The organism is Gluconobacter sphaericus NBRC 12467 (genome assembly GCF_006539125.1).
Classification (GTDB): domain Bacteria; phylum Pseudomonadota; class Alphaproteobacteria; order Acetobacterales; family Acetobacteraceae; genus Gluconobacter; species Gluconobacter sphaericus.
Window position 1 is genome coordinate 68,527 of record NZ_BJMK01000002.1, and the last position, 24,574, is coordinate 93,100.

Annotated in this window: 26 protein-coding genes; 19 read left to right on the forward strand and 7 right to left on the reverse strand. The window is 61.2% G+C overall.

Annotated features, from left to right (window positions below; genetic code table 11):
• Positions 1 to 12 precede the first annotated feature (12 nt).
• The 14 genes from GSP01_RS02395 to GSP01_RS02460 all read left to right on the forward strand — a co-directional run bounded on the left by GSP01_RS02395 (position 13) and on the right by GSP01_RS02460 (position 13,198).
• Positions 13 to 1,281, forward strand: coding sequence for a multidrug effflux MFS transporter (locus GSP01_RS02395; RefSeq protein ID WP_141350309.1), 1,269 nt, complete (start codon positions 13 to 15; stop codon positions 1,279 to 1,281).
• A gap of 27 nt (positions 1,282 to 1,308) precedes the next feature.
• Entirely contained in the window at positions 1,309 to 1,665 is a 357-nt protein-coding gene (locus tag GSP01_RS02400; protein WP_141350311.1) for a response regulator, read from the forward strand.
• Positions 1,666 to 1,759: 94 nt separating this feature from the next.
• Entirely contained in the window at positions 1,760 to 2,299 is a 540-nt protein-coding gene (locus GSP01_RS02405; protein ID WP_141350313.1) for an adenine phosphoribosyltransferase, read from the forward strand.
• An 11-nt stretch (positions 2,300 to 2,310) separates the two neighbouring features.
• The gene (locus tag GSP01_RS02410) at positions 2,311 to 3,141 is read left to right on the forward strand and encodes an NADPH-dependent oxidoreductase (RefSeq protein ID WP_141350315.1); all 831 of its coding nucleotides are present in this window, start codon (positions 2,311 to 2,313) and stop codon (positions 3,139 to 3,141) included.
• A gap of 335 nt (positions 3,142 to 3,476) precedes the next feature.
• Positions 3,477 to 3,683: a cold-shock protein gene (locus tag GSP01_RS02415; protein ID WP_141350317.1), complete on the forward strand. Its 207-nt coding sequence runs from the start codon at positions 3,477 to 3,479 to the stop codon at positions 3,681 to 3,683.
• 116 nt (positions 3,684 to 3,799) lie between these two features.
• Positions 3,800 to 6,298, forward strand: a complete 2,499-nt coding sequence (gene hrpB / locus GSP01_RS02420) for an ATP-dependent helicase HrpB (protein WP_141350319.1) — start codon at positions 3,800 to 3,802, stop codon at positions 6,296 to 6,298.
• A 75-nt stretch (positions 6,299 to 6,373) separates the two neighbouring features.
• Positions 6,374 to 7,630, forward strand: a complete 1,257-nt coding sequence (locus GSP01_RS02425; protein ID WP_141350321.1) for a S1C family serine protease — start codon at positions 6,374 to 6,376, stop codon at positions 7,628 to 7,630.
• Positions 7,623 to 7,838 carry a hypothetical protein gene (locus GSP01_RS02430; RefSeq protein ID WP_141350323.1) on the forward strand — a complete coding sequence of 72 codons (216 nt, stop codon included), beginning with the start codon at positions 7,623 to 7,625 and terminating at the stop codon, positions 7,836 to 7,838. The genes GSP01_RS02425 and GSP01_RS02430 overlap by 8 nt, the downstream gene beginning before the upstream one ends.
• 100 nt (positions 7,839 to 7,938) lie before the next feature.
• Complete coding sequence (locus GSP01_RS02435; protein ID WP_141350325.1) at positions 7,939 to 8,619, forward strand: winged helix-turn-helix domain-containing protein; 681 nt, start codon at positions 7,939 to 7,941, stop codon at positions 8,617 to 8,619.
• Positions 8,620 to 8,628: 9 nt separating this feature from the next.
• Complete coding sequence (locus tag GSP01_RS02440) at positions 8,629 to 10,050, forward strand: sensor histidine kinase (protein ID WP_141350327.1); 1,422 nt, start codon at positions 8,629 to 8,631, stop codon at positions 10,048 to 10,050.
• A 58-nt stretch (positions 10,051 to 10,108) separates the two neighbouring features.
• Complete coding sequence (locus GSP01_RS02445) at positions 10,109 to 10,453, forward strand: hypothetical protein (protein ID WP_141350628.1); 345 nt, start codon at positions 10,109 to 10,111, stop codon at positions 10,451 to 10,453.
• A 43-nt stretch (positions 10,454 to 10,496) separates the two neighbouring features.
• Positions 10,497 to 11,225: an SIMPL domain-containing protein gene (locus tag GSP01_RS02450; RefSeq protein WP_141350329.1), complete on the forward strand. Its 729-nt coding sequence runs from the start codon at positions 10,497 to 10,499 to the stop codon at positions 11,223 to 11,225.
• Positions 11,194 to 11,601 carry a thiol-disulfide oxidoreductase DCC family protein gene (locus GSP01_RS02455; RefSeq protein ID WP_228123725.1) on the forward strand — a complete coding sequence of 136 codons (408 nt, stop codon included), beginning with the start codon at positions 11,194 to 11,196 and terminating at the stop codon, positions 11,599 to 11,601. Before GSP01_RS02450 ends, GSP01_RS02455 begins: the two co-directional genes overlap by 32 nt.
• A gap of 82 nt (positions 11,602 to 11,683) precedes the next feature.
• Positions 11,684 to 13,198, forward strand: coding sequence for a tetratricopeptide repeat protein (locus GSP01_RS02460; protein WP_141350331.1), 1,515 nt, complete (start codon positions 11,684 to 11,686; stop codon positions 13,196 to 13,198).
• Between the two features lie 72 nt (positions 13,199 to 13,270).
• Here the strand turns inward: GSP01_RS02460 and infC are convergent, their stop codons facing one another.
• From infC to GSP01_RS02485, 5 genes are all read right to left on the reverse strand, one after another.
• On the reverse strand, positions 13,271 to 13,792 hold the full coding sequence (infC, locus tag GSP01_RS02465) for a translation initiation factor IF-3 (RefSeq protein ID WP_141350333.1): 522 nt from the start codon (positions 13,790 to 13,792) through the stop codon (positions 13,271 to 13,273).
• Positions 13,793 to 13,945: 153 nt separating this feature from the next.
• Complete coding sequence (gene thrS, locus GSP01_RS02470) at positions 13,946 to 15,883, reverse strand: threonine--tRNA ligase (RefSeq protein ID WP_141350335.1); 1,938 nt, start codon at positions 15,881 to 15,883, stop codon at positions 13,946 to 13,948.
• 113 nt (positions 15,884 to 15,996) lie between these two features.
• Positions 15,997 to 17,052 (reverse strand): glycosyltransferase family 2 protein, encoded by a 1,056-nt coding sequence (locus GSP01_RS02475; protein WP_141350337.1) that lies wholly within the window; start codon positions 17,050 to 17,052, stop codon positions 15,997 to 15,999.
• Positions 17,049 to 17,969 (reverse strand): glycosyltransferase family 9 protein, encoded by a 921-nt coding sequence (locus GSP01_RS02480; RefSeq protein WP_141350339.1) that lies wholly within the window; start codon positions 17,967 to 17,969, stop codon positions 17,049 to 17,051. Before GSP01_RS02480 ends, GSP01_RS02475 begins: the two co-directional genes overlap by 4 nt.
• A gap of 100 nt (positions 17,970 to 18,069) precedes the next feature.
• Complete coding sequence (locus GSP01_RS02485; protein ID WP_174787523.1) at positions 18,070 to 18,735, reverse strand: nucleotide exchange factor GrpE; 666 nt, start codon at positions 18,733 to 18,735, stop codon at positions 18,070 to 18,072.
• A gap of 162 nt (positions 18,736 to 18,897) precedes the next feature.
• On the opposite strand from GSP01_RS02485, the gene GSP01_RS02490 reads away from it, so the two are divergent.
• Positions 18,898 to 19,668, forward strand: coding sequence for a response regulator transcription factor (locus GSP01_RS02490; RefSeq protein ID WP_141350341.1), 771 nt, complete (start codon positions 18,898 to 18,900; stop codon positions 19,666 to 19,668).
• A 177-nt stretch (positions 19,669 to 19,845) separates the two neighbouring features.
• Positions 19,846 to 21,513, forward strand: a complete 1,668-nt coding sequence (locus tag GSP01_RS02495) for a stimulus-sensing domain-containing protein (RefSeq protein ID WP_228123754.1) — start codon at positions 19,846 to 19,848, stop codon at positions 21,511 to 21,513.
• 134 nt (positions 21,514 to 21,647) lie between these two features.
• On the opposite strand, the gene GSP01_RS02500 is transcribed toward GSP01_RS02495, so the two are convergent.
• Together GSP01_RS02500 and GSP01_RS02505 are read right to left on the reverse strand one after the other, a co-directional pair.
• A complete protein-coding gene (locus tag GSP01_RS02500; RefSeq protein WP_141350345.1) occupies positions 21,648 to 22,040 on the reverse strand; it encodes a UrcA family protein in 393 nt (130 codons plus the stop codon).
• A 170-nt stretch (positions 22,041 to 22,210) separates the two neighbouring features.
• A complete protein-coding gene (locus tag GSP01_RS02505; protein WP_228123726.1) occupies positions 22,211 to 22,582 on the reverse strand; it encodes an endoribonuclease L-PSP in 372 nt (123 codons plus the stop codon).
• Positions 22,583 to 22,651: 69 nt separating this feature from the next.
• On the opposite strand from GSP01_RS02505, the gene GSP01_RS02510 reads away from it, so the two are divergent.
• Genes GSP01_RS02510 through GSP01_RS02520 form a run of 3 tightly spaced genes read left to right on the forward strand, consistent with a single transcriptional unit; the run spans position 22,652 to position 24,565 of the window.
• The gene (locus tag GSP01_RS02510; RefSeq protein WP_141350347.1) at positions 22,652 to 23,113 is read left to right on the forward strand and encodes an HPr kinase/phosphorylase; all 462 of its coding nucleotides are present in this window, start codon (positions 22,652 to 22,654) and stop codon (positions 23,111 to 23,113) included.
• 49 nt (positions 23,114 to 23,162) lie between these two features.
• On the forward strand, positions 23,163 to 24,128 hold the full coding sequence (gene rapZ, locus GSP01_RS02515) for an RNase adapter RapZ (protein WP_141350349.1): 966 nt from the start codon (positions 23,163 to 23,165) through the stop codon (positions 24,126 to 24,128).
• Positions 24,125 to 24,565, forward strand: coding sequence for a PTS sugar transporter subunit IIA (locus tag GSP01_RS02520; protein WP_141350351.1), 441 nt, complete (start codon positions 24,125 to 24,127; stop codon positions 24,563 to 24,565). Before rapZ ends, GSP01_RS02520 begins: the two co-directional genes overlap by 4 nt.
• Positions 24,566 to 24,574: the final 9 nt, after the last annotated feature.

The window sequence follows — 24,574 nt, forward strand, 5'->3', positions numbered from 1 at the left end:
AGGCAGACGCGCATGACAGATCAGAACATGACATTCAGACGGGGAGATCCCCTGCCCGCATGGCTGCCGGTTCTGCTGGGAATCTTTACGGCTGTCGGGCCGGTCTCGACGGATGTCTATCTGCCGGCCCTGCCTGAAATGGAGCGTCAGCTTCATACGGCGGCGGGGTCGGGGAGTGCCACGATGGCCGCCTGGGTGATCGGGCTGGCCATCGGACAGATCACTATCGGTCCGATCTCGGACCGCTTCGGCCGTCGCTGGCCGCTGCTGCTTGGCATGCTTGGCTATACGCTCGGCGAGATCGGTTGTGCGCTGGCGCCAAGCATGACGTTCCTGTGCATCTGCCGTGTCTTCTCCGCCATCATGGCCTCGGCTGGGCTCGTGGTGCCGAATGCCTGTATCCGCGATCTGACGGAAGGTGACGCGTCCTCTAAAATGATGTCCCGCCTGATCGTCATCCAGGGCACTGTGCCGATCCTGGCCCCGATGCTGGGTGGCTTTGCGTTGAAATTCGTGGACTGGCGCGTCATCTTCTGGGTTACGGCCGTTTATGGCGGGATCTGTACCCTCCTGCTGATGACGATCTTCCCTGAAACGCTCGCCCCCCACGACCGGCGGGACCTGCGTCCCATCTCTATTATCGAACGCTACGTTTATATCCTGCGGACCCGCAGTTTCGTGACGAACGGTCTGGTCTGGAGTTTTCTGGGCTTCGTGACCTTCACCTATCTGACGGCAGCGCCCATGCTGTTCGAGGACGTGTTCGGGATGTCTCCGTTCCATTACGGCATGCTTTTCGGCCTGTTCGCGGTCTGCATGATCGGTGCGTCGGCTATTAACGGGCAGCTTGTCGGGCGCGTCAGCACGGGCCGGATGCTGTTCTCCGGACTAGGGGTCAGTCTGGCGGGATGCGCGATCCTGCTGCTGCTGGCTCTGGCCTCGAATTATGACCTTGATCCTCAGGGCCATATCAAGGCGATGTTCCTGTGGCCGCTCATCATCGCGCTCATCATCGCGATGGGGCCGACGGGCATCATCGGTCCGAACTCCATGGTGGGCGTCCTGTCCGAACAGTCCGACCGTGCTGGTTCGGCCTCGGCGCTGGCAGGGACGATGCAATATCTGTTCGGCGCCGTGGCGAGCGCCCTGTTCGGGCTGATGCCGTCGGGAACTGCCGTTCCCATGGCACTTTTTCTATCCTTCGCTTTTGTTGCGGCCATGGGGTCTGCCCTGCTGCGTCCCAACCTGCCGGCCGTGGCAGAACCGCCGCACCACTCCTGAAAATATATCTGTCATGAGGGCCCTGCCATGAAAGCTTTGCTTGTCGAAGACGATGTCGCCATCGCCCTGGTGGTCGAAACGGTTCTGGTTCGCGAAGGATGGAACGTGCGCCATGTGCCAGATGGCGCCTCGGCGCTGGAAGGTGATGAGGCACCGGATCTTCTGGTGACGGATCTCAATCTGCCTGGTGCACAGACCGGGTTGGAAATTGCGCATCTGCTGCGGGAGCGCCGCCCTCAGATGGCTGTTGTGCTCATGTCGGGAGATTACGAAGACAGCGATATGGCCCCTCGGGGTATGGCCGTCCTGCCCAAACCGTTCCGCAGGGCAGGGCTTCTCGCAGCCATTGCACAGGCCATCGAACAGGTGCGGGATCAGGCTTAAGGTTAGGCGCTCAGCGCAATCCGGGCTTGAGTCGGGGGGGAGAGTCCCCTACATGCCGCGCTGTTTGTCATGACCAGATGAAAGCAGTGCCGCCATGTCGTTTCAGGATCCCCAGCCTCTCGATCTCAAGAGTTACATCCGTGAGATTCCGGATTTTCCGAAGCCGGGCATTCTGTTCTACGACATCTCGACCTTGATCCGCTCGCCCGACGCCTGGCAGGTCGCCACCGCCCGTCTGGCCCGTGCGATCACGGCGTGGCAGCCGGACATTCTGGCCGGAATCGAAAGCCGCGGCTTCCTGACGGCTGCCCCGCTGGCCCTGCGTCTGGGCTGCGGCTTCACGATGCTGCGCAAACCGGGCAAGCTGCCGGGCAAGACCATTTCCCTGAAATACGGCCTCGAATATGGTGAGGACGAATTGCACATTCAGGCAGACGCCATCAAGCCGGGCCAGCGCGTTGTGGTGCTAGACGATCTTCTGGCAACGGGTGGTACGCTCGCGGCCTCCATTGATCTTCTGCGCAAGGTCGGGGCTGAAGTCGTGGGCGCTTCCGTGCTCATCGAACTTGCGGACCTGAAGGGCCGTGAGAAACTGGACGTTCCGCTGAACGCTTTGATGACATACGACGAATAAGGAAACACTATATGTCGGGCACTTCTTCCGAACGGATTTCCACGCTGTGGCAGACACGGTACCGCACACCAGCGCCGAAAACCCTGCCGGACAACGCGGTGCTCGACCTGCTGCTGTCCCATCATTCGGTCCGGGCCTACCTGTCCGATGCCCTGCCTCAAGGCACGCTGGAAGCGGGTATTGCTGCGGCATCTTCGGCCGCTACGTCCAGTAATCTTCAGGCATGGTCCGTCGTGGCTGTCGAAAACCCAGAAACGCGGGCCAGACTCGCTGAACTGTGCGGCGGCCAGAAGCATATCGAAGTCGCCCCGCTGTTCCTCGCATGGATCGTGGACTTGTCCCGGCTGGAGCGGATTGCAGAGCGGGCAGGGACGGGACACGAGGCGCTTGATTACGAAGAAATCTTCCTCATGGCGACGCTCGATACAGGTATTGCGGCCCAGAACGCGGTAACCGCCTTCGAGTCCCTCGGACTGGGTACGGTCTATATCGGGGGTTTGCGCAATCATCCCGAAGAAGTCGCCAGTCTCCTCTCTCTTCCGCCGCGTTCTGTCGCGGTTGTCGGACTCTGTGTGGGTAAACCTGATCCGTCCGCCCAGAATGGCTACAAACCCCGCCTGGGACAGGACGTCGTCCTGCACCGCGAGCGTTACAGCACGGAAAACGAGGCCGAAGGCATCGCGACCTATGACCGTATTGCAGACGACTATCAGAAGGAACAGGGCCTGACTTCGCGTGCCTGGTCAGAGACTGTGGCAACACGGGTGGACAGCTTCAGAGGCCTGAGCGGACGTCACGTCATGCGCACGGTGCTGCACAAGCTCGGCTTTCCGCTCCGTTAAAAATGAATTTCAGGGCTGGAGAAGAATAGAAGAAATGTTTTTTTGCCCTGAAAGTTGTTAAAGAGATCAAAGATTTCTTTATTCAGAGATTTGACGCAGTTATTGGTATTGGGAAAACAAATTTTTTGTGAAAACCTTTCCCGATGAAATATACGGGGAGGGTTTATTTTGAACTTGCTCCTAAGTGGATTTTTCAGGCATAGTCCACGTGCAGCTGTTTTTCTGGCTGGAGAATATCGTCTGCCACATTCGTGTAGCAGCCCACCTTTCCTCTCTGAAAAAACTGATTACGTGCATGTTTGCTTGTAAAGCTGCGTTATCAAAGGAGACCTGCAATGGCGACAGGTACAGTAAAGTGGTTCAACGCCACGAAGGGCTTTGGTTTCATCCAGCCCAGCGACGGCACCACAGACGTTTTCGTTCACATTTCTGCTCTCGAAAAAGCCGGGTTGCAGAACCTGAACGAAGGCCAGCAGGTCTCTTACGAGCTTGAAGACGGCCGCAACGGTCGCAAGTCTGCAGGAAGCCTCAAGGCGCTCTGACGAAATGGTGGCTCCGGCCACCATTTTTCGTTTCAGCTCCTTCCCCGCGCCATCGCTTTTTCGCGCAGACGCACGGTATAACAGCGGCTCTGACCTGCTGTGCCGGAGCCCGCGTCCTGACTGTTACCCTTCCCCCTGAACTTCCTGTCACGGCCATCCTGCCAGAGCTTTTGGCAATATTGGAGACACAGCCCAACGCCGTCCTCGTTGCCCCTCCCGGTGCGGGCAAGACGACGCTGACGCCGCTTGCGCTTCTGGACGCGCCGTGGCTGGGAGCGCAGCGTCTGATTCTCGTGGAGCCGCGTCGCGTGGCGGTGCGTGGGGCGGCCTCGCGCATGGCGTCGTCGCTGGGTGAAAAGCCGGGTGGCATCGTGGGGTTCCGCACGCGCACCGATTCCGCAATGTCCGCCAGAACGCGCATCGAGGTCGTGACCGAGGGTCTGCTTCTGCGCCGTCTGCTGACCGATCCGCTGCTGGATGGTGTGGGCGCGGTGCTGTTCGATGAAGTGCATGAACGCTCGCTCGATCTGGATGCGGCGCTGGCGTTCTGTCTGGACATGCAGCGCGAAATGAGGCCGGATATGCGGATTCTGGCCATGTCGGCCACGCCGGATGGCCGGGCGTTCACGACGTTGATGAACGCCCCGCTGATCGAGAGCGAAGGCCGCCAGTTCCCTATCGACATCCGCCACACCCGGGATATTCCCCACATGCGGGACCTGCCGGAAGCCTGCGCCCGCGCGATCCGTCAGGCGCTGGCGGAAGAAGACGGCGATATTCTCGCGTTCCTGCCCGGCGTCGGTGAAATCCGCCGCACGCAGGCGCTGCTGGACGGCACGGTTCCGGTTTTCCCGCTGCACGGCGAACAGACGACCGAAGATCAGGACCGCGCCATCGCGCCGTCGGACACGCGCCGCGTCGTGCTGGCGACGTCCATTGCCGAGACGTCTGTCACGGTTTCGGGCGTGCGGATTGTTGTGGATGGTGGTCTGCGTCGTGCCCCGCGGCTTGATCCGAATACGGGCCTGTCGCGGCTGGAAACGTTGAAGATTTCCCGCGCCACCGCCACCCAGCGCGCAGGCCGTGCGGGGCGGCAGTCTCCGGGCATTGCCATCCGCCTGTGGTCGGAGATGACACAGCGTAGCCTGCGCCCGCAGGACGCTCCAGAAATTCTCGTGGCCGATCTGACGGATTTCGCGCTCGTCACCGCCGCCTGGCAGGAAGTGATGGGCACGGTTCCGGACAGTCTGCCGCTGCTGGACACGCCTCCTTCCGGCGTTCTGGCGGGCGGCCGCGAATTGCTGCGGGAACTTGGCGCGCTGGATGATGCCAACCGCATCACGGCGCTTGGCAAACACATGGCGTCTCTCGGCACGCATCCGCGTCTGGCCGCGATGCTGTGCGCGGCCCGGACCCTGCCGGAGCGCGTGACGGCGGCCTGTCTGGCGGCGTTGCTGGAAGAGCGCGATCCGCTCCGTCCGCGTCCGAACCGCCCTTCCGGTCCTGCGGCAGGAGCCGATATCCGCTTACGCTTCGCCCTGTTCGAGCGCGATGACCCGCGCGCGGACCGGGCCAGCCTGTTCCATATGCGTCAGTCCGCCAAACGCTTCCTGCGCCGGATGGGAGAGCGGGACGTGCCACTGGTGCCGCTTCCGGATCATGCGGGCGCGCTGCTGGCCGCCGGCTTTCCGGATCGTGTGGCACAGGCGGCGGGCGAGCTTGGGCGTTTCCGTCTGGCGGGCGGGGGGAGTGCCCGCGTTTCGGTCAATGATCCGCTGGCCCGCGAGAAACTGCTGGCCGGGGCGGCGTTTCACACGCGGACCTCAACGGAAATCACGCTCGCAGCCCCGCTGGATGCCGAAAACCTGCCCCGGACCCTTCTGGACCGGACCCGTGAGCAGGTCGAGACGACGCTGGACGGGACATCTGGCCGCATCATCGCCCGTCGTAGGCTCCGTCTGGGGGCGTTGGTCCTGCGCGACCGCAACGGCGAGATCAGCCCCGAGGAAGCGCAGAGCCTGCTGATGCAGCAGATCGCCGCGACTCCGGCGCAGGCCCTGACCTGGACGGAGGCCGGACGTCAGTTTCAGGCCCGCGTGGCCCATGCCCGCGCGACCTATGCGCCGCATCTGCCGGACCTGTCCGATGACGGTCTGGCGGCGTCTCTGGAATGGCTGGAGCCGTATCTTGCGGGATGTGACCGGCTCGCGCAGGTCAGGGCGCTGGACCTGCTGTCCATCCTGCGCGCACGGCTGGACTATGCCGATTTGTCCGCGCTGGACCGTAAGCTCCCGCCGCGTCTGACGCTGAAGGCCAGCACGCACGATATCGACTATACCGGCGCGGTTCCTACGGTTTCCGCCCGCGCTCAGGCCTTTTACGGGACGGCCCGGACGCCGGAACTTGCAGATGGACAGCTGGCCCTGCAATGCGCGCTGCTGTCCCCTGCCGGACGTCCGCAGGCGATCACGGCGGATTTGGAAGGCTTCTGGAAAGGAAGTTGGGCCGATATGCGCCGGGACATGCGGGGCCGTTATCCCCGTCATGACTGGCCCGAGGACCCTGCAACGGCAGAGCCGCCGAAAGCGCGTTCGAAATCTCAGCAGGGGCGCTGAATCGTCAGGATCTTGGGATGTGGAACAATTCTGTGTTAGCAGATTTGGTATGACGATGTTCCTGTCCTGTTTCCCATGAACCGCACCCTGCAGGCTGCTGCAATCGGTGCCGGAACGGCCACTGTGATGACGGTGGGGCTGATGCTGGCCCTGCGCGGTTATGGTGACAGCCTGCAGAGCGTTGCACATCCCCTGGAGCAGCCGCAGAAGTCCGCAGTCGTGCAGGCTCCTACGCTGAAAATGCTTCCGACGATCATCCCCGACCGTACGGTCGCGGGGGAAAACACAGACGCGCAGGGTATCCCGACACAGCCCGCTATCATCCCGGCTCCGGCCCCCGCTCTCCCACCACTTCTGGTCAAATACGGCCCGCTGAGTTTCGCCCCGCTGGTGCGGCAGGTGATCCCGGCCGTGGTCAACATCGCCATCACCCAGAACAGCCCGGACGGACACGATCATACCCCGCCACAGATCCGCGGCACTCCGCTGGAAAAGCGTTACCGGGACCGGATGAAACGCCAGCAGGAAGAAATGGTCGGCGCAGGATCGGGTTTTATCGTTGATCCGTCCGGAATCATCGTGACCAACCGTCATGTCGTGGGGGGGGCGGACAAAGTGGTGGTTTCGCTGTCCAACGGGCATGAAATGCCGGCGCGTCTTCTGGGTGCCGATCCGTTGACGGATATCGCGGTCATCAAGGTCGACAGCCCCGAGCCGCTTCCGCACGTCACCTGGGGCGACAGTCAGCAGACCGACATTGGGGATTGGATTCTCGTCGCAGGCAATCCGTTCGGGTTCGGGTCATCCGTGACAGCGGGCATTGTCTCGGCGGTCGGGCGTGATCTGGGGATTGGTTCGCTCGACGATTTCATCCAGCTCGATGCGCCGATCAATCCCGGTAATTCGGGCGGTCCAGCCTTCAACATGCGCGGGCAGGTCGTGGCTGTGAATGCCGCTATCGTGACGCCTGCGGGCGGGTCGGTCGGGATCGGATTCGGGATTCCGTCTGAAATTGTGGCCCCGATCGTCGCGGAAATCGAGGCGACGGGCCATGCCGAACATGGCTGGCTCGGCATTACGCTGGATGATGGCGACACGGCGATCGGTATTGCCGGTGTCGATAATGGTGGCCCGGCCCAGAAAGGCGGTCTACGGTCTGGCGATATCGTGACCCAGGTGGATAATGTTCCCGTCACCAGTGCACGGATGCTCCTGCGTAGCATCGCGGCTGCTCGTCCGGGCGTGGTTCTGAGTTTCCGGATCCAGCGCGGCAAACAGTCTCTGACTCTGCCCATTCATATCGGTCCGCGTCCGCAGGATGCGGATGACTGAGCCACCCCGCAGGTCAGTTCGCCTTTGCCTGTGTGGTCTGCTCCTGCTGGCCGGGTTTACCGGATGCAGCTCCGTTCCGGCGTCACAGGGGCAAAGCGGTTATCGCGACGGGCTTTCGGAAGCGTCTCCGTTTTCATGGGGGCCGATCAGCGCGTCCTCCCTGCGCGATGCCCAGCAGGATGATTTTGACAACGCAATTCCCCGCTAGGCGCGCCTGTCTTTAGGACTCGTCTTTGACGGCGTCTCTCAAGTCGGTATTCTTTCGCACAGGAACGGCAAGACTGCGTTCGGAAGGAAGAAAGACAACGATGCGTATCCTGCTGGTCGAAGACGATCTGACTGTTCGTGCTTTTGTACTCAAGGGCCTGCGGGAGGCCGGGCATGTCGTGGACGAGGCGGATAACGGCAAGGACGGCCTGTTTCTGGCCGTCAGTGAGAATTATGACGTCGTGATTCTGGACCGGATGCTGCCTGGCGGTATTGACGGGCTGCGGATTCTGGAAACCCTGCGAGGGCAGAAGAACGTAACGCCAGTCCTGCTGCTCTCGGCGCTGGCGGATGTGGACGAACGTGTGGCTGGTCTCAAGGCTGGCGGCGACGACTACATGACCAAGCCTTTCGCCTTTTCCGAACTTCTGGCGCGTGTCGAGGCGCTGGGGCGTCGTGGTCGCCCCGAAAGCGCGCCGCAGACGCGGCTTGTGGTGGGCGATCTGGAAATGGACCTCCTGTCGCGCACGGTCAAACGTGGCGGCGAGAAGATTGACCTGCAGCCGCGCGAGTTCCGCCTTCTGGAATTCCTGATCCGTCATGCCGGGCAGGTCGTGACCCGCACCATGCTGCTCGAGCGCGTGTGGGACTATCATTTCGACCCGCAGACCAACGTGATCGACGTGCATGTCTCGCGCCTGCGCCAGAAGGTGGACAAGCCGTTCGACAAGCCCATGATCCACACGATCCGCAATGCGGGCTACATCCTGCGGGCGGACTGATTGTTGTTGATGCTGCGTAAGGTCCGCTGTTTCTGGCTGCTCCTGAAACGGCGCCTGCGCTGGCCCATTCGCTCGGCTGGGCTGAACTTCGCCCTGGCTTACGGACTGGTGTTCGTGATTTCGGCCGGAGCATTCCTGTCCTTTATATGGTGGAACACGACCGGCCAGCTCGACCGTCAGGTGGAGCTCGCGGTGCAGGTCGATGCCGCCGATCTCTCCCATCGCTGGGCTCAGGGAGGCCCGTCCGCGCTCAGCCTCGCCATTCAGGACCGGCTGGACCAGAACGTTGATGATGATGAGCTGTATCTTCTGGTCGGCCCGGATGGCCGAAAATTCGCCGGCAACCTGCCGGGCTGGCCGGTCGTCATCACCCGGCTGGACACGTTTTACGAACTGGCCATCAAGCGCGACGGTTTCCGCACCAATGCCAAGATGCACGCCTATCCTCTGACGCATGGCTTCCGGATGATCGTCGGGCGTGACGTCCGCGGGCGACAGCTCGTTCGTCACGTCCTGACCGATACGCTGATCTGGGCCTGGATCATGGTGACATTGCTGGCCGCCGGTGGCGCGCTGGCGATCCGGCGCATTTTCCGGCAGGTCGTTCGTTCTATCGCCCGGACTACGGCTGCCGTCGCACAGGGCGATCTTAGCCAACGCATCCCTCTGACCGGTAACGAGACGGATCTGGTGGGCCAGACTGTCAATACCATGCTCGAGCGGATCAATCGCCTGATGGATGGCGTGAAACAGGTCTCAAACGCCATCGCGCACGATTTGCGCACTCCGATCGCCCGTGCCCGCGCGCGTCTGGAAGACGCCAACCGCACCGCTACATCTGCTGAGGAGCTTCACGCTGCCATTGACCGTGCGGTCATGGATCTCGACCGGGTGACGTCGATTTTCGAGGCCCTGCTGAGAATCGCCCAGCTCGAAGCCGGGGCCAGACGAGCAGCCTTCACGGTGTTAGACATCCGTCCGTTGTTGGAAGGATTGAGCGAACTTTACGAGGCCTCTGTCGAGGATGCGGGTTTGCATCTGGATTTCAGGGCAGGGGCGACACAGCCGGTCAATGGCGATCCACACCTGCTGCAACAGGCTGTCGCTAACCTGCTGGACAACGCTATTAAGTTCGCCCCCCCCGGAACCACAATCACTCTTTCGGTGGACATGCAGGGCGAGCGTCTGGCCGTCACCGTTGCCGATCAGGGTCCAGGCATGAGCGAGGACGATCTGAGCCGTGCCTCGGAGCGTTTTTTTCGTGCCGAAACGGCCCGCAATACACCCGGTGCCGGGCTTGGCCTCTCGCTGGTGCAGGCTGTGATGAGCTTGCATGGCGGCGTGTTGGAACTCAGGGCTGGCGAACGGCAACCTGGCCTGTCCGCGATACTCCTGCTCCCGGTCGTGCCAGCCGCGCCCCGAAAGGCATGACGGAAGTTTCATCCGCGCCCCACTCTGCGCTAAGCTGGAATGGGCTAAACAATCCGTGATGCGCTTCTCCCTGCCTTCACCGACCGTTCTTCCGGCCTTCTGTCTGCTCGGCTGTCTGGCTGCGTCGCCGGTTTTGCGTCCGGTGCAGCACCTGCCGGCAGGACATTCGGACGATGCCATCCCGGTGACCTCTGAAAACGCGGAGTACTGCGCCCGCTTGCGTAAAAACGTGGATACCCGGCTGGTCGCTCCTCCCGCCGCCATCCCGCTGGGAATCATGGAAGACGCCCGCCATCTGCGCGCGCAGGGAGACCTTCTCTGCGCGCAGGGTCATATCCGGGCGGGGATCGAACGCCTGCGTCGGGCGTTGGTTCTGTTGAAACACGCTCCGGAACCGCGCTGACGGCATTTCGGACGGCCCTCGACACCTGTCCTCAGGAGACCTGATGATCCGTTTTTCTCTGACCCGGCCTCTTCTGCTTCTGGCGGCTGCTCTGGCCTTCTCTCCAGGCATGCTGCCCGGAACAGGCGTATTCTCCACCGCACAGGCAGCCGATATGCAGCAGAATACCACTCAGCTTGACTTCAGCGTTATGGGGCAGGCCCATGCGGTTCCAACGGAATTGACGGTCCGTCTCTCCGTCCGGTCCGACAGCCCGTCCGCCGCTACCGCCCAGAAGGACGTGAACACCCGGATGGCTGCTGCCATGAAGCTGGCGGGTGGTCAGGACGGAATCGTGGCGAAGGCGGGGGGATACTCCATTTACGAAAACACGCCCGAACATGGCCCCAAAAGCTGGACGGCCCGGCAGGAGCTCGAGCTCAGCGGGCAGGATTCGGTGCGGCTGCTTGGTCTGGCCGGGCAGCTTCAGTCCCAGTCCCTGATGCTGGAAGGGCTTGACTGGTCGCTCGATGATGCTACCCGCGACCGCCTGCTTCAGGAAGCCCGCACGGAAGCCCTCAAAAAGGTTCGTTCCCAGGCTGAACAGAGTGCGCAGACCTTGGGTCTGCGCCTTGCGCGCCTCAAGGAAGTTCGCATTTCCTATCAGGAATCTGGCCCCCGTCCCGTGATGCTCATGGCTGCCCGCATGGCCGATTCCGCCCCGCCCCAGCGCAGTCCGGACGAGCAGACACTTCGCGTGAATGTCTCCGTGCAGGCCGAATTGTCGCCATGACTTTCCCTCAGTCGGGACTTTGCGGATCGTGGTGACGGTCTGGTTCGATGGTGGATGTCCGCTTTGCCGACGAGAGATTGCGCTGATGAAGCGGCTGGACCGACGCGGTGCCATCCGCTTCATTAATCTGGAGTCGGCTAAGGGCTGTCCGCTGGATCGGGACACCCTTCTGGCTCGGTTCCATGCCGAGGAAGACGGGTGTCTTTATGAAGGGGCCGCTGCCTTCGCCGCTATGTGGCGGGCCATTCCCCTGCTGCGTCCTCTGGGTCTTGCAGCCCGCAATCCGATCGTTCTGGCCGTTTTGCAATGGGGGTACGGCAAATTCCTGCGCATCCGCCCGTTTCTGCAGCGTCTGACCCGCAGACTGGAAGGCTGAACCGCACATCAGGACAGGAAGCTGGAGGATTTTAAGGGTTTCTTAGGAGGCGTCCGCTACGACGGAAAAAAAAGGAGCCTTCATGCCCAACTCTTTCCGTTTGCTGGCGCAGGACATTCTCGCTCTTGGTGAGGCAGGTGACATCCCGTCTGCGCTCGAAAAGCTGCATGAAGGCATCCAGACCCTGCCTCAGGATACCCATTCCATGTTTCTGGCAGGATGTCTTTATGAACGCTTCAGGGACTGGCCGCAGGCGCGCAGCTTCTATCTCAAGAGCCTGCACATGAACGTGCACGCCCCGAGAATCTGGCATCGTCTGGGCATTGTCTGTCTGGAAGCCGGAGATCTGGACGGTGCAGAGAGGGCGCTGAAAGTCGCGATTCAGCAGAAGCCGTCCGAGGCCCCTTATTACATCGATCTCAGTCTGGTTCAGGCCCGCAGGGGTCTGTTCGATGACGCCCTTGAGAATGCCGTAACCGGCGACGCGCTTTTCCCTGACCATGTCCCGGCCATCAACAATATTGCGCACGCCCTGCAGTGCCTTGGCCGAAGCGAGGAGTCTCTGCCGTATTATGACAGGGCCATCGCACTGGCTCCCGAAAACGGCGTTTGTCGTTTCGGGTGTGCTGTCAGTCTCCTGAAAACCGGAAAGTTCGACGCTGGATGGCGGGAATATGAATGGCGGTGGCGCTGCTGCCAGACCCCGCGCACAGATCTCACTGTCCCGCAATGGGAAGGGGAAGACCTGAACGGCAAGACCATTCTGGTTCATCACGAACAGGGCTATGGCGATACACTCCAGTTCATCCGCTTCGTGCCTCTGCTTAAAGCGCGCGGAGCGACGGTCGTGGTTCAGGTGCCCATCCCGTTGGTGAGGCTTCTGGAACGGGTGGAAGGGATCGATCAGATCGTCTCGGTGTTCGATCCTGCGCTGCATCTGGATCTGCACTGCCCGATGGTCGGCTTGCCATTCCGCCTGAAGATGACGCCGTCCACAGCGCCTGACTGTCCGTACCTGTCCGTTCCCGTCGAAGAGCAGATCGGGGAAGGAGGCGCTCTTCGCCAGAGTCTGACGGAAACCACGGCGCAGCCCGATTTGATTGTCGGCCTTGTCTGGAACGGTGATCCCAGGGCGCATGATCCTGTTGCCACGCAGGTTGATCGCCGGCGGAGCGTGCCTCTGGAGAAACTCGCTCCCCTGATGGAGGTGGATGGCATTCGTTTCGTTAGTTTCCAGCTAGGCATGCCCAAAAACCAGATTGTCGAAACGGGCCTGCCCGTGATCGATGTGACAGACGGGATCACGGATTTCGCTGATACAGCGGCCCGGCTTTACGGTGTAGACCTGCTGATTAGTGTGGATACGTCCATTGTGCATCTGGCTGGCGGACTCGGCCTGCCGGTCTGGATGATCTCACGCAGCGATGCATGCTGGCGCTGGGGCGAAACCGCTACGACGACGCCTTGGTATCCGAGCATGCGGATTTTTCGCCAGCCCCGTTCGGGGGACTGGGAAACCCCGGTCGCCCAGATCGCAGGAATGCTGCGGCAGTTTGTCGCGCTTTATCGGACGAATCTCGAAGCCGAGGCCGCCTGACGGACGGGCCACAAAAAAACCGGCCGATCCCGAAAGGGTGGCCGGTTTTTTTGTGCGGGCTGAACGCATCCCTTAGCGGGGTGCAATCACCATCAGCATCTGGCGGTTTTCAAGGCGGGGCATCTGCTCCACCTTCGCCTTTTCTTCCACTTCCTGGCGGATACGCTCAAGCATCTTGATGCCAAGCTCTTGATGGGCCATTTCGCGGCCCTTGAAGCGCAGGGAAATCTTGACCTTATCACCTTCGTTAAGAAAGCTGTGAATGGCCTTGAGCTTCGTCTGGAAGTCATGCTCGCCCGTACCCGGACGGACCTTCACTTCCTTGATCTCAACGACCTTCTGCTTCTTGCGGGCTTCGTTCTTCTTTTTCTGCTGCTCATACTTGAACTTGCCGTAGTCGAGAATCTTCACGACAGGAGGAACAGCAGTCGGGCTGATTTCCAGCAGATCGAGACCCACCGAAAAAGCGCGCATCATGGCATCCCGGGTCGTCATGATGCCCTGCATTTCGCCTTCTTCGTCAATCAGACGAACCTGCGGAACACGGATTTCCTCGTTGACGCGCGGTCCTTCACGGGTGGGCGCGGCCTGCATCGGCGGTCTAGCTATGGTCAGCTCCTGTCATCAGTTTCGTTCGGGTCTAGTCACCAGTATCCGCCTTCACGAAGAAAGGCGGGATACGGCCATTCCCGATCCCGTTCCTTCTGCACATAGTCCTGCCTTACGCCCGGTGCAAGGGGATTACGCTTAATCCTTTGCAAAGCGCGCGATGTCAGGGGCCTGTGCCTCTTTCGCAAGGGCTGCGACGGCGTCGTCGAGGGACAGGATCTCCTGTGCCGCGCCTCCCAGACGCCGCATGGCCACCTTGCGCTCTTCGGCTTCGCGGCGCCCCACGACCAGGATGACCGGAACGCGCGCAAGGCTGTGTTCGCGGATCTTGGCGTTGATCTTGTCGCTGCGGGTGTCGGTCTCGACCTGGAGTCCCGCGGCTTTTAGCGTCGCAGCCACTTCGTTGGCGTAATCGCCAGCGTCGGAGACGATGGACGCCACGACAACCTGCGTCGGCGCCAGCCAGAGCGGGAACTTGCCAGCATACTGCTCGATCAGGATGCCGATGAAGCGCTCGAAACTGCCGAGAATCGCGCGATGCAGCATGACCGGGCGGTGACGGTTGCTGTCCTCGCCGATGTAAGACGCATCCAGACGTTCTGGCAGAACGTAATCCACTTGAAGCGTGCCACACTGCCAGTCACGGCCGATGGCGTCGGTCAGCACGAATTCCAGCTTCGGGCCGTAGAACGCGCCTTCACCCGGATTGTATTCGTACTCAACGCCCGCGATCTCACAGGCTTTCTTGAGTGCGCCTTCCGCACGGTCCCACACTTCATCAGAGCCCGCACGCGTTTCCGGACGATCGGAGAACTTCACGCGGAAGGTATCGAATCCAAGGTCGGAATAGACCTCCGCCAGCATCTTCACGAACTTCGCGGTCTCGTCCGCAATCTGGTCGTCCGTGCAGAAGATATGGGCGTCGTCCTGCGTAAAGCCGCGGACACGCATGATGCCATGCAGAGCGCCTGACGGCTCGTAACGGTGGCATGCACCGAATTCCGCCATTCGCAGCGGTAGTTCACGATAGGAACGCAGGCCATGGCGGAAGATCTGCACGTGGCACGGGCAGTTCATGGGCTTCAGCGCGAGCGTTTTGTCCTCGTCCTCGACGGTCGCGATGAACATGTTCTCGCGATACTTGTCCCAGTGGCCCGAAGCCTCCCAAAGTGCGCGGTCGACGAGCTGCGGGGTGCGGACTTCCTCGTAGTTGTTCCGTTCCTGCGCACGACGCATGTAGTCCTGAAGGACGGTGTACAGGCGCCAGCCCTTGCTGTGCCAGAAGATCTGCCCGACGGCTTCTTCCTGAATGTGAAACAAGTCCATCTCGCGGCCGATGCGGCGATGGTCGCGCTTCTCGGCTTCCTCAAGGCGCAGGAGATGGGCGTCCAGCTCCTTCTTGTCGCGCCAGGCGGTGCCGTAGATGCGGGTCAGCATGGGGTTGCGGTGGTCACCACGCCAGTAGGCCCCGGCCACGCGCATCAGCTTGAATGCCGTGCCGACATCGCCAGTGGTGCGCAGATGCGGGCCACGGCACAGGTCGAGCCATTCGCCCTGACGGTAGATCGAGATCTGCTCGTCTTCCGGCAGGTCGCGGATCAGCTCGGCTTTGAAGTCTTCGCCTTTTTCTTCGAAGAAGCGGATGGCTTCGTCACGACCCCAGACCTCGCGGACGAAGGGCGTGTTGGCCGCCACGATCTCGCGCATTTTCTCTTCGATGGCCGGGAAGTCTTCAGGCGTGAACGGCTTCTCGCGGGAGAAATCGTAGTAGAACCCGTCCTTGATGCTCGGCCCGATCGTGACCTGTGTTTCAGGCCACAGGGACTGCACAGCTTCTGCGAGAACATGCGCTGCGTCATGGCGAATCATTTCCAGCGCGTCCTCATCCTTTCGGGTGACGAACTTTACGGACGCATCGCTGCTGATTTCGGTGCTGATATCGACGGGCTTGCCGTCCACTTCCATAGCCATGGCAGCCTTGGCGAGGCCCGGCCCGATGGAAGCTGCGATCGTCGTGCCCGTCACCGTCCCGTCGAATGTGCGGACGCTTCCGTCGGGGAGTGTGATGGCGGGCATGGAGATCGCTCCTGTGCGAGTGGGAACGGCAGATCGCTCTGCCGAAAAACGAACCGGTAAATGGCCTCAATCCCCGCTGCGCTGCAACCCCCAGACGGACAGACAGTCCGTTTTCAGGTCACTTTGTCCATCTGAAGGATAAGCGGCGGAACATTGCCGGGATCGGACTCTCGGCCTTCATCCCATCCACAAGTAAGATAATGGATGATTGGCCAGATTCCATAATAGGCATCCTGCGCTACATCCGGGTTATTCTGGACGTAGAAAACCGGATCGAATACCCGGTATTCGTGCTGCTGCCTGTCCTCCCGTGCCCGATGCGCGACAAAGCCGGGTGGAATGTTGAGGGGCGGACGCGGAATGGTATCGCCGGTTCCAAGCAGGATATCCGGATCAATTCCCAGCTCCCGCAGGCGATTTGCGATCACGGGAGCATAGATATTCGGGACGGGCCGATATCCGGCGGCAAAATCCGCGGCGCCTGTTTGGAAGTAGAAGTGCAGATGCGTCCCGTCCTGAGGGTGCTCCAGCGTCTCGCCGCGTTCCGCAGCAGCCAGTTTCTGCCGCGCGAAACGGCGGATTTCTTCATAATCTGGGCGATTGTGCAGATGGAGATGCACGAACGGCGTGCGGACGTAGCGCTTGGGGTAGATGCTCTGCGGGTTGTGAAACCCCCGGTCCAGACCGACGATCGTCTGCGCTCGGAACAGCCCGCGCCGCACGATCTGGGGAAGATAGTAATCCGGAGCTTCCGGCACGTTCAGTAGAAGCCGGTCCGTGATGAAGGTAGCGTTTTCCTGTATCAGATAATCGAACTGCCGCCGGATGACTTCCGGATCAAGCGAAAGCTGGTCCAGAAAGACCGTCAGGAACTCGTCGCAGTCCAATGGTACGGCAAAATCGCAGGCATTCTCTACGTCCCACTGCCGGATAATCCCGGCAATAACGTCTCCCTTGTGCAGAAAATCCGTGGGAGACGCATGATCCCGGACGATCCGGACCCCTTTGACTTCATACCGCGTCTGGATGTCCAGAACGGCCGGATCGGTTGAACCATTGTCGATGACGGTCAGATTTGAAAAACCGAAGATCGCCGCGTGCCACAGAATCCAAGGCTCCAGCAGTGTCGCCTCGTTCTTCTGCATCATGACGCAGCGGACCCGGGTCATCGGGAGAGCATTGCCTCCATGCAGGTCTCGACGCGGGAAGAGGGCAGCATCGCCAGATCAGGCACCACGATCAGATCCGTCCGGCCTGCCGTGGGCGTGAGGGGGGCCGTCAGGCGTGGATCACTGTCAGGACCGAAGAGCGTGATGCAGGGCGTGTCCATCGCAGCGGCCAGATGCATCGGGCCGGTGTCATTGCCGATCACGATCTGCGCGCGATCCAGAACGCCCGCCAGCTCTACGAGCGTGGTCCGGCCCGTCAGGTCGAGGGCATCTGGACAGGTGCGCAGGATGTCCTGCGCCAGCAGCGCTTCAGGCTGTGTTCCTACGATAACCGGTCTGATTCCCTTTGCCACAAGGGCTTTGGCGATTTCGGCAAAGCGGGAGCTGGGCCAGCGTTTCTGGGGGCGGTGAGGTGCGGCGCCCGGTACCAGAACGGCATAGGGTGCTGCGATTTCGGGTCCATGCCCTTTGAGCCAGCGCGGAACACTGCGGGGCAGGGGAGTGACGCCGGCATCAAGAAGCTGGTCGTCCAGTCGGGCCAGCGTGTGCATGTCATTGCGCGAAGGGTTGCCATGTGGATGGCAGCAGCCTTCTGAAATACCGGACCAGTTCGCGGGTTGTCCGGCGAGGCGGAAATAGGTTTTCGAACGTCCCGACGTCTGAAGATCGAAGACCCGGTCATAGCCGCGCAGTTTCCGTGACAGCCGCCACAGTCCTGGCAGATTGCTCATCGACGGGCGCTCATCCGTCAGGATGTTGTCAAACCATGGCGCGGCTTGGGCCAGATCCACAAAAGGCGCAGTGGTCAGAAGGGTAAAGGTGGCGTGCGGAAAAGCGGCCCGGATGGACGCGAAAGCTCCAAAGGCCTGAACGAAATCGCCCAAGGCGCCGAGCTTTATGACAAGAATGCGACTCATGGGCCGACTTTAGCAGGGTGTTGCGGAACGCCAACCATTCCGGCAGGCGTTCCGCAAAGAAATCCCCTACGTGGGATTCCGGTCCTTCGCGGGGAAGGGATCAGACCGTCTTGTCGACGCCCTGCGGTGCGGCCTGTGCGCCGCCTTTGGCAACCACGACCATAGCCGGCTTCAGCAGACGGCCCTTGAGCAGCCATGCCGGCGTCCAGGACTGCATAACATGGCCCGACGGGTGCTGGTCGGACGGCTGTTCCGCCATGGCCTGATGCAGGTTGGCGTCGAACGGCTTGCCGGTCGGGTCTTCGCAGGTGATGCCATGGCGTTCGAGAATGTTGATGAAGGACCGCTCAGTCCCTTCGATTCCTTCACGCAGCTTGGTGATGAGGACGTCTTCACCTTCCGTCTTGGCAGGCAGGGAGGCCAGGCCGCGCTGGAGGTTCTCGGCAGCTTCAACCACGTCACGGGCGAATTTCTGGATGGCGTACTGGCGCGCATCCTCAATATCGCGCTTGGCGCGGGTGCGGATGTTCTGGCTTTCGGCTTCGGAACGGACCCAGCGGTCCTTCAGTTCGGCAACTTCGGCTTCAAGAGCCTCGATCCGGGCTTCCGGTGTTGTCTCTTCCAGCGTTTCACCGCCGGTCTCGTTCATGCCCGGAGTGTCGGTGCCGGAGGTCTCGACGCCCTGTTCAGGCACGTCGTGGGCCGTTTCCGGCGAGGCATTGTGGTCTGTCATGTCACGACCTTCTGTGGTGGGACGGGCCATCATGCGGCCCCGTTCGTCTTCAGGAGATAACGCTGATTGTCCTAAAGACAAGGGTTGTGCCATCGCATAACGACGCATCATGTCATTGAAAAGCCTATTTTCCGCCATCATGGATCATGGGTTATAGGTAAAAAGTCGCAACAGTTCTTAGCAGACGGACCCCTCATGGAGACGCCCCGAACCCCCTACGCGCCGCCCGCGCCTGCCTCGCAGACGCCGTCCGGAGCCTCCGCCGCGCCGATCATTGCGCTGGTAGACGATGACCGGAACATTCTTGCGTCCGTCCAGATGACGCTCGAAGCTGAAGGATTTACCGTTCATACCTATACTGATGGCGAAAGCGCACTGCAGGGCATCACCTCGCGCCCCGTCAGCCTTGCGGTGCTGGACGTAAAGATGCCGCGTATGGACGGCATGGAACTGCTCCAGCGCCTGCGTGCGCGTTCGAACCTGCCGGTGATTTTCCTGACGTCCAAGGACGAGGAACTGGATCAGCTCATGGGCTTGCGTCTGGGGGCTGACGACTACATCACCAAGCCGTTCTCCCAGCGCCTGTTGATCGAGCGCATCCGCGCCCTGCTGCGCCGTCAGGATGCCAGCCGGGCCGAGGCCACGGGCGTGGCAGCCGTCGGCTCCGCCATCGTGCGTGGCAAGCTTTCGCTGGACGAGACGCGCCATCAGTGTCTGTGGGATGGGCAGGACATTGCACTTACGGTCACGGAATTCCTGTTGGTCAAGGCTCTGGCCTTGCGTCCGGGAATGGTGAAGTCGCGCGATCAACTCATCGATGCTGCCTATGGTGACAACATCTATGTCGATGACCGCACGATCGACAGCCATATCAAGCGCGTCCGCAAGAAGTTTCGGCAGGTGGACGATGAGTTCAACCAGATCGAGACGCTCTACGGCATCGGTTACCGTTACCGGGACGAGTAAGCGCGCGTGAATGATGACTCCGCCTCTTTCCCGACAGGTCAGGCGCTGGACGCTGACCGGCTCGAACAGGGCCGGGAGCGTCGGCGTGCCGAATCGGCGCGCGCGGGGCTGGGTGAGGCCTTTCGGAAGATCGGCGCAAAGATCCTGAAGCGTCTGCGGCCCCGTCAGGCATCGGAGATGTCCCTGTCGCGCAAGCGTCTTGCTTCGCCGCTTCTGGTGCGGATCCTGCTGCTCAACGCCCTGCCGCTCGCCCTTCTGGCCGTCACGCTTCTGTTTCTGGACCAGTTCCAGAACGGCCTGCTGGAAACCGACGTCAATGCCCTGCGCGAGCAGGCTCATATCTATGCCGGAGCTCTCGGCCAGTCCGCCGTCCGCATCAGCGCCCATGCGCCCGGTCATCCGGCGCCCGGTGGCAATCTGGAGCTGGACGTGGCGCAGGCCCGCCCCCTGTTGGCCCGTCTGACCGAACCGAGTCCCAACGCCCATGCCCTGCTGTTCGATCCGGACGGCAAGCTTGTCGTGGACAGTCGCACGGCCTCGCGTGGCAAACAGGATCATGCTGCTCCTGACCCTGTCGATGGGGGATCGTGGCAGCCGCCCCGGAATAATATTCTCGAAAGTTTCTACGACTGGCTGCTGTCGCTTCTGCCGCTGACCTCCAGTGAGGAAGTGACGCTCGATACCAACGATACCGCCATGGATGGCCCGCATGACGCCCAGCCGCTTCATTCGCAAGCCGAACTGCCGCCCTTCATCCGGCGCACCAAGGACCACCAGCTTGTCGTGACGGTTGTGGAACCGGTTGTGCGCGATGGTGTGACTGTTGGCGAAATCCAGCTCACACGTCATGCGCCCGAGGTGGACCGCACGCTTTTCGCCGTTCGCTCCTCGATCCTGTCGCTGGTTCTGGCAGCCCTGCTCGTGACGGTTCTGCTGTCCTGGTACCTGTCGCTTACGATCGCCCGTCCGCTGTTGACGCTGGCGCGTGCGTCCAACGACATGCGCGAGACGGATGGCCGCAAAGACCTTGTGCCCGAGCGGCTTTTGGCCCGGCGTGATGAAATCGGCGTTCTGGCCCGCTCGCTCCGGGGCAGTGCGCTGGCGCTTTGGGCACGGATGGACGACATCGAACGCTTCGCCGCCGATGTCAGCCACGAAATCAAGAATCCGCTTTCGTCTATCCGTTCCGCCATCGAGACCCTGCCGCGCATCCAGATCGCCGAACGGCGCGAACGGCTCCTTGGCATCATTAACAGTGACGTCAAACGGCTGGACCGTCTGATTACGGACATTTCCGACGCCAGCCGTATCGACGCTGAACTTTCCCGCGTACGTCCAGAGCCGGTCTCTGTTGTGGCACTGCTCTCTATTCTGGCTGAAATGCACCAGACAACGCGTCGGGAAAACGATCCCGTTCTCCGACTCGATGTCCGCGATCAGGATCCACCACTGAAGGCGCTGGCTGTGGAAGATCGCTTGGTGCAGGTTCTGCGCAACCTGATCGGCAATGCAGTGTCGTTCTCACCACCAAAAGGTATCATTGCCCTGCATGCCAGCGCGCGCGATATCGCCGGGGAGGGGCCCGGGACCGGCAGTGTGGTTGAAATCACCATCACCGATCAGGGCCCCGGCATTCCGCCCGGAAAGCTCGATAGCATTTTTGACCGTTTCTATTCAGAGCGGCCCCAGACCGAAAACTTCGGCCAGCATTCCGGTCTCGGCCTCGCGATCAGCCGGCAGATCATTCACGCCCTGCGTGGCAGTCTGTTCGCGGAGAACCGGATGGATGCGTCCGGGACGATCCGCGGCGCCTGCTTCGTGGTGCGGCTGCCCCGTGCGTCCTGAGGTTGACAGTCTGGCCGGGGCCTGAACGGTGATGGCCGGTTCCGAGGATAGCCCGTCGATCACGCCTGGCACGAGCGTCGCCGCAAAGGGGAGAGCAAGGACCAGCACCAGGAGGAGATGTCGGGCCATGACGGTTACTTTCTGGCGGACAGGGCGAGGAAGATATGCCCGTTCCGGCGGCTGGCTCGCTGTCGGTCGCGCAGGTTATCCAGACTGACCCGGGCATCGGAGAGAGCATCCTGTTCGCAGTCAGTCACGTCGACTGCGAACGGCCAGTTCTCTTCCTGAAGCTGGTTGCAGACGGCGCGGGAGGCTTGAATAACCTGCTGCGTTGCCGTTTCCCAGCCGCTCCGGGACGTAAGATCCAGCGAAGACAGATTGACTGTCATGCTGACCTTGTCAGTGTTGGCCGGCGCGGTGCTGGCCGGAGTGGTCTCGGCTTGTGTCGGGGTGGCCTGAGCAGCCTGAAGTGACAGGGCAATGCTGGCAGACACGGCGCAGGTCAGAAGGAAAGAAAAGCGGATCATGGCGTGAAGCTCCTGAAGAGAAATCCGACGTTCATGGCGTCTGGAAATCTTCAATGCATGAAGCGTGCCAATTTTTATTTTTCGCGCCTTAAATCTATTTCGTAAAAGCTGACTAAAGCCAAAAAACTATAAAAATGGTCATTTACGCCATAAAATGATGTGTTTTGTTGTTATTTATGTGGAACGGCGGTCAAGCTAAGGGAGATGCGTTGCTCGGGTAGGGGAAAACGCTGCACGATGCGCAGGGTTAGCGCGGGTTTTGCTGTCGCCAGGGCCTCGTTCAGGGCAGCCTGACAATGAGTAAAAGTCTGCCCTTCGCGGATCATGGCGGCGACGTGTCGGGTATGGCCCAGGGTGAGGCCATGATCGGCCAGAGCTTCGGAAATGGCGGAAAGTGCTGCCTGACATTCATCCGATAGCCGGCCGGGACGGTCCCCGTCCGGACCGAAGCCACTGAAATCGGTGCAGATGACTTCGTCTCCATGTACGGTGACGGTCTGGCGAGGGGAGGATGCGCCCATGGGTTCGTGGTCCTGCTCCATGTCAGGGATCCATCATGCCCCTGTCTGGCCCAAGGTCTTAGTCCGCTCCTGTGGAGGTCGCAATCCATCATGTCCGTCCTGTCCTTACTGCCTGAAGGCTCGGTTCATGCCTGTTGCGTGGCATGGAACGGAGACGGCGTACTGATTTCCGGCCCACCCGGATCGGGGAAATCCGAACTGGCCCTGCGGCTGATGGATGCGGGTTTCGATCTCGTGGCGGATGACCGGGTCCTGCTGGATGGTGCTGTGGCGTCCGCCCCCGAACGCCTTGCGGGGCTGATTGAGGTCCGGGGGGTTGGTATCCTTAAGACATCCTTTGTCACAAAATCGACGGTGCGTCTGCGGGTCTGTCTGGGCCAAGGGCAGACCCGTCTGCCAGAGCCCTGCCGGGACCCGTGGACGGGAGCAGTCATGCTGTATCTGGAGCCCGGTTTTCCGGGAACGGTGGCGCGGATCCGGGCCGCCCTCAAAGCCTGCTGCGGGCCTTATGAATGGGTGGCGGGAGCTGGAGGCGATGTTGCAAAAACGTGAAAATGCGAAATAGTTCCGTACAAAAAGAAAAACGGCTAGAGTGTGGCACATGGCATCGGCGAACCATCCCGAGTCTGGCTCCATATCCGGATATGATCATGGTTCCCGCCGGATCCTGATCGTGACGGGTCTGTCCGGGGCGGGAAAATCATCCATATTGCGGGTTCTGGAAGATCTGGGTCATGAGGTCGTGGATAACCCACCCCTGAACCTGATCCAGGCGCTCGCCTCACGGGCCGGGCAGAATCTGGCCATCGGGATCGACGTCCGCAGTCGCGGGTTCGAGGCCTCCCGTGTACTGGAAGAGCTCGAACGCCTCCGACTTCTGCCGGACTGCTCGGTCCAGCTTCTTTACGCCACCGCCGAACCCGAAATCCTTTTGCGTCGCTTCACCGCCACGCGCCGTCGCCATCCGCTGGTCACCAGCGGCACGGTCCTCCCAGGAATTGAACAGGAGACTGCTCTTCTGGCTCCGCTGCGGGCCAACGCGGATCTCGTTATCGACACATCTGACCTTCCATCGCCGGAATTGCGTCAGCTGATTGAGACGCGCTTTGGCAGCGCAGGTGGTGAAGGGCTGACGGTTGCACTGATGTCCTTTGCCTATCCGTCCGGTCTGCCCCGCGAGGCGGACATGGTTTTTGATGCACGCTTCCTGCGCAATCCCCATTATGATCCCCTGCTTCAGCCCATGACCGGGCTGGATGAGGCGGTTGTGCAATACGTGAAGTCGGACCCAGCCTATCCCGCATTCTTCGGCCATATCCAGAGCCTGTTGGAACTTGTGCTTCCTCGGTTTGTGGCTGAAGGCAAGAAATATGCGACCATCGCCATCGGGTGCAGTGGCGGTCGCCACCGCTCAGTGACAATCGTTGAAGAATTGGCCCGCATTCTCCCGAAAACCGCACCGGTCGGGCCCATGATGGTCCTGCACCGCGAACTCGCCCGCAAGGGGCTGGCGTCCTGGCGCTGGGCCGTTCCCCCCCAGGATCCTTCACAGGACACAACGGTATGATCGGACTGATGCTGGTAACGCATGGGCGCCTTGGGGATGTCCTGCTGGAAACGCTGGTTCATGTCGTGGGACCCCAGACCCAGGTCGGTGTGGTGGGCGTGGCGGATGATGATGATCCGGCACTTCTCCGGCCAGCCGCCGAGCGCCTGCTCCAACGCCTCGATACCGGGGACGGAGTGCTGCTGTTGACGGATATTTTCGGAAGCTCGCCGTCCAATCTGGCGCTCTCCCTGCGGGAGCCAGGGCATATTGAGGTCGTGTCGGGCGTGAATGTGCCCATGCTGGTCAAGCTGGCGAAAACAAGGCGGGACCTGGACCTTGCAGGCTGCGTGGAAAAGGCCACAATGGCTGGGCGGAAGTATATAGCCGTGGCGTCACAGCTTCCCGACCCCTGTCTCCATGGCGGGCCGCGTGCCTGTACGCTGCCGGTTCATTGAATTGGTTCC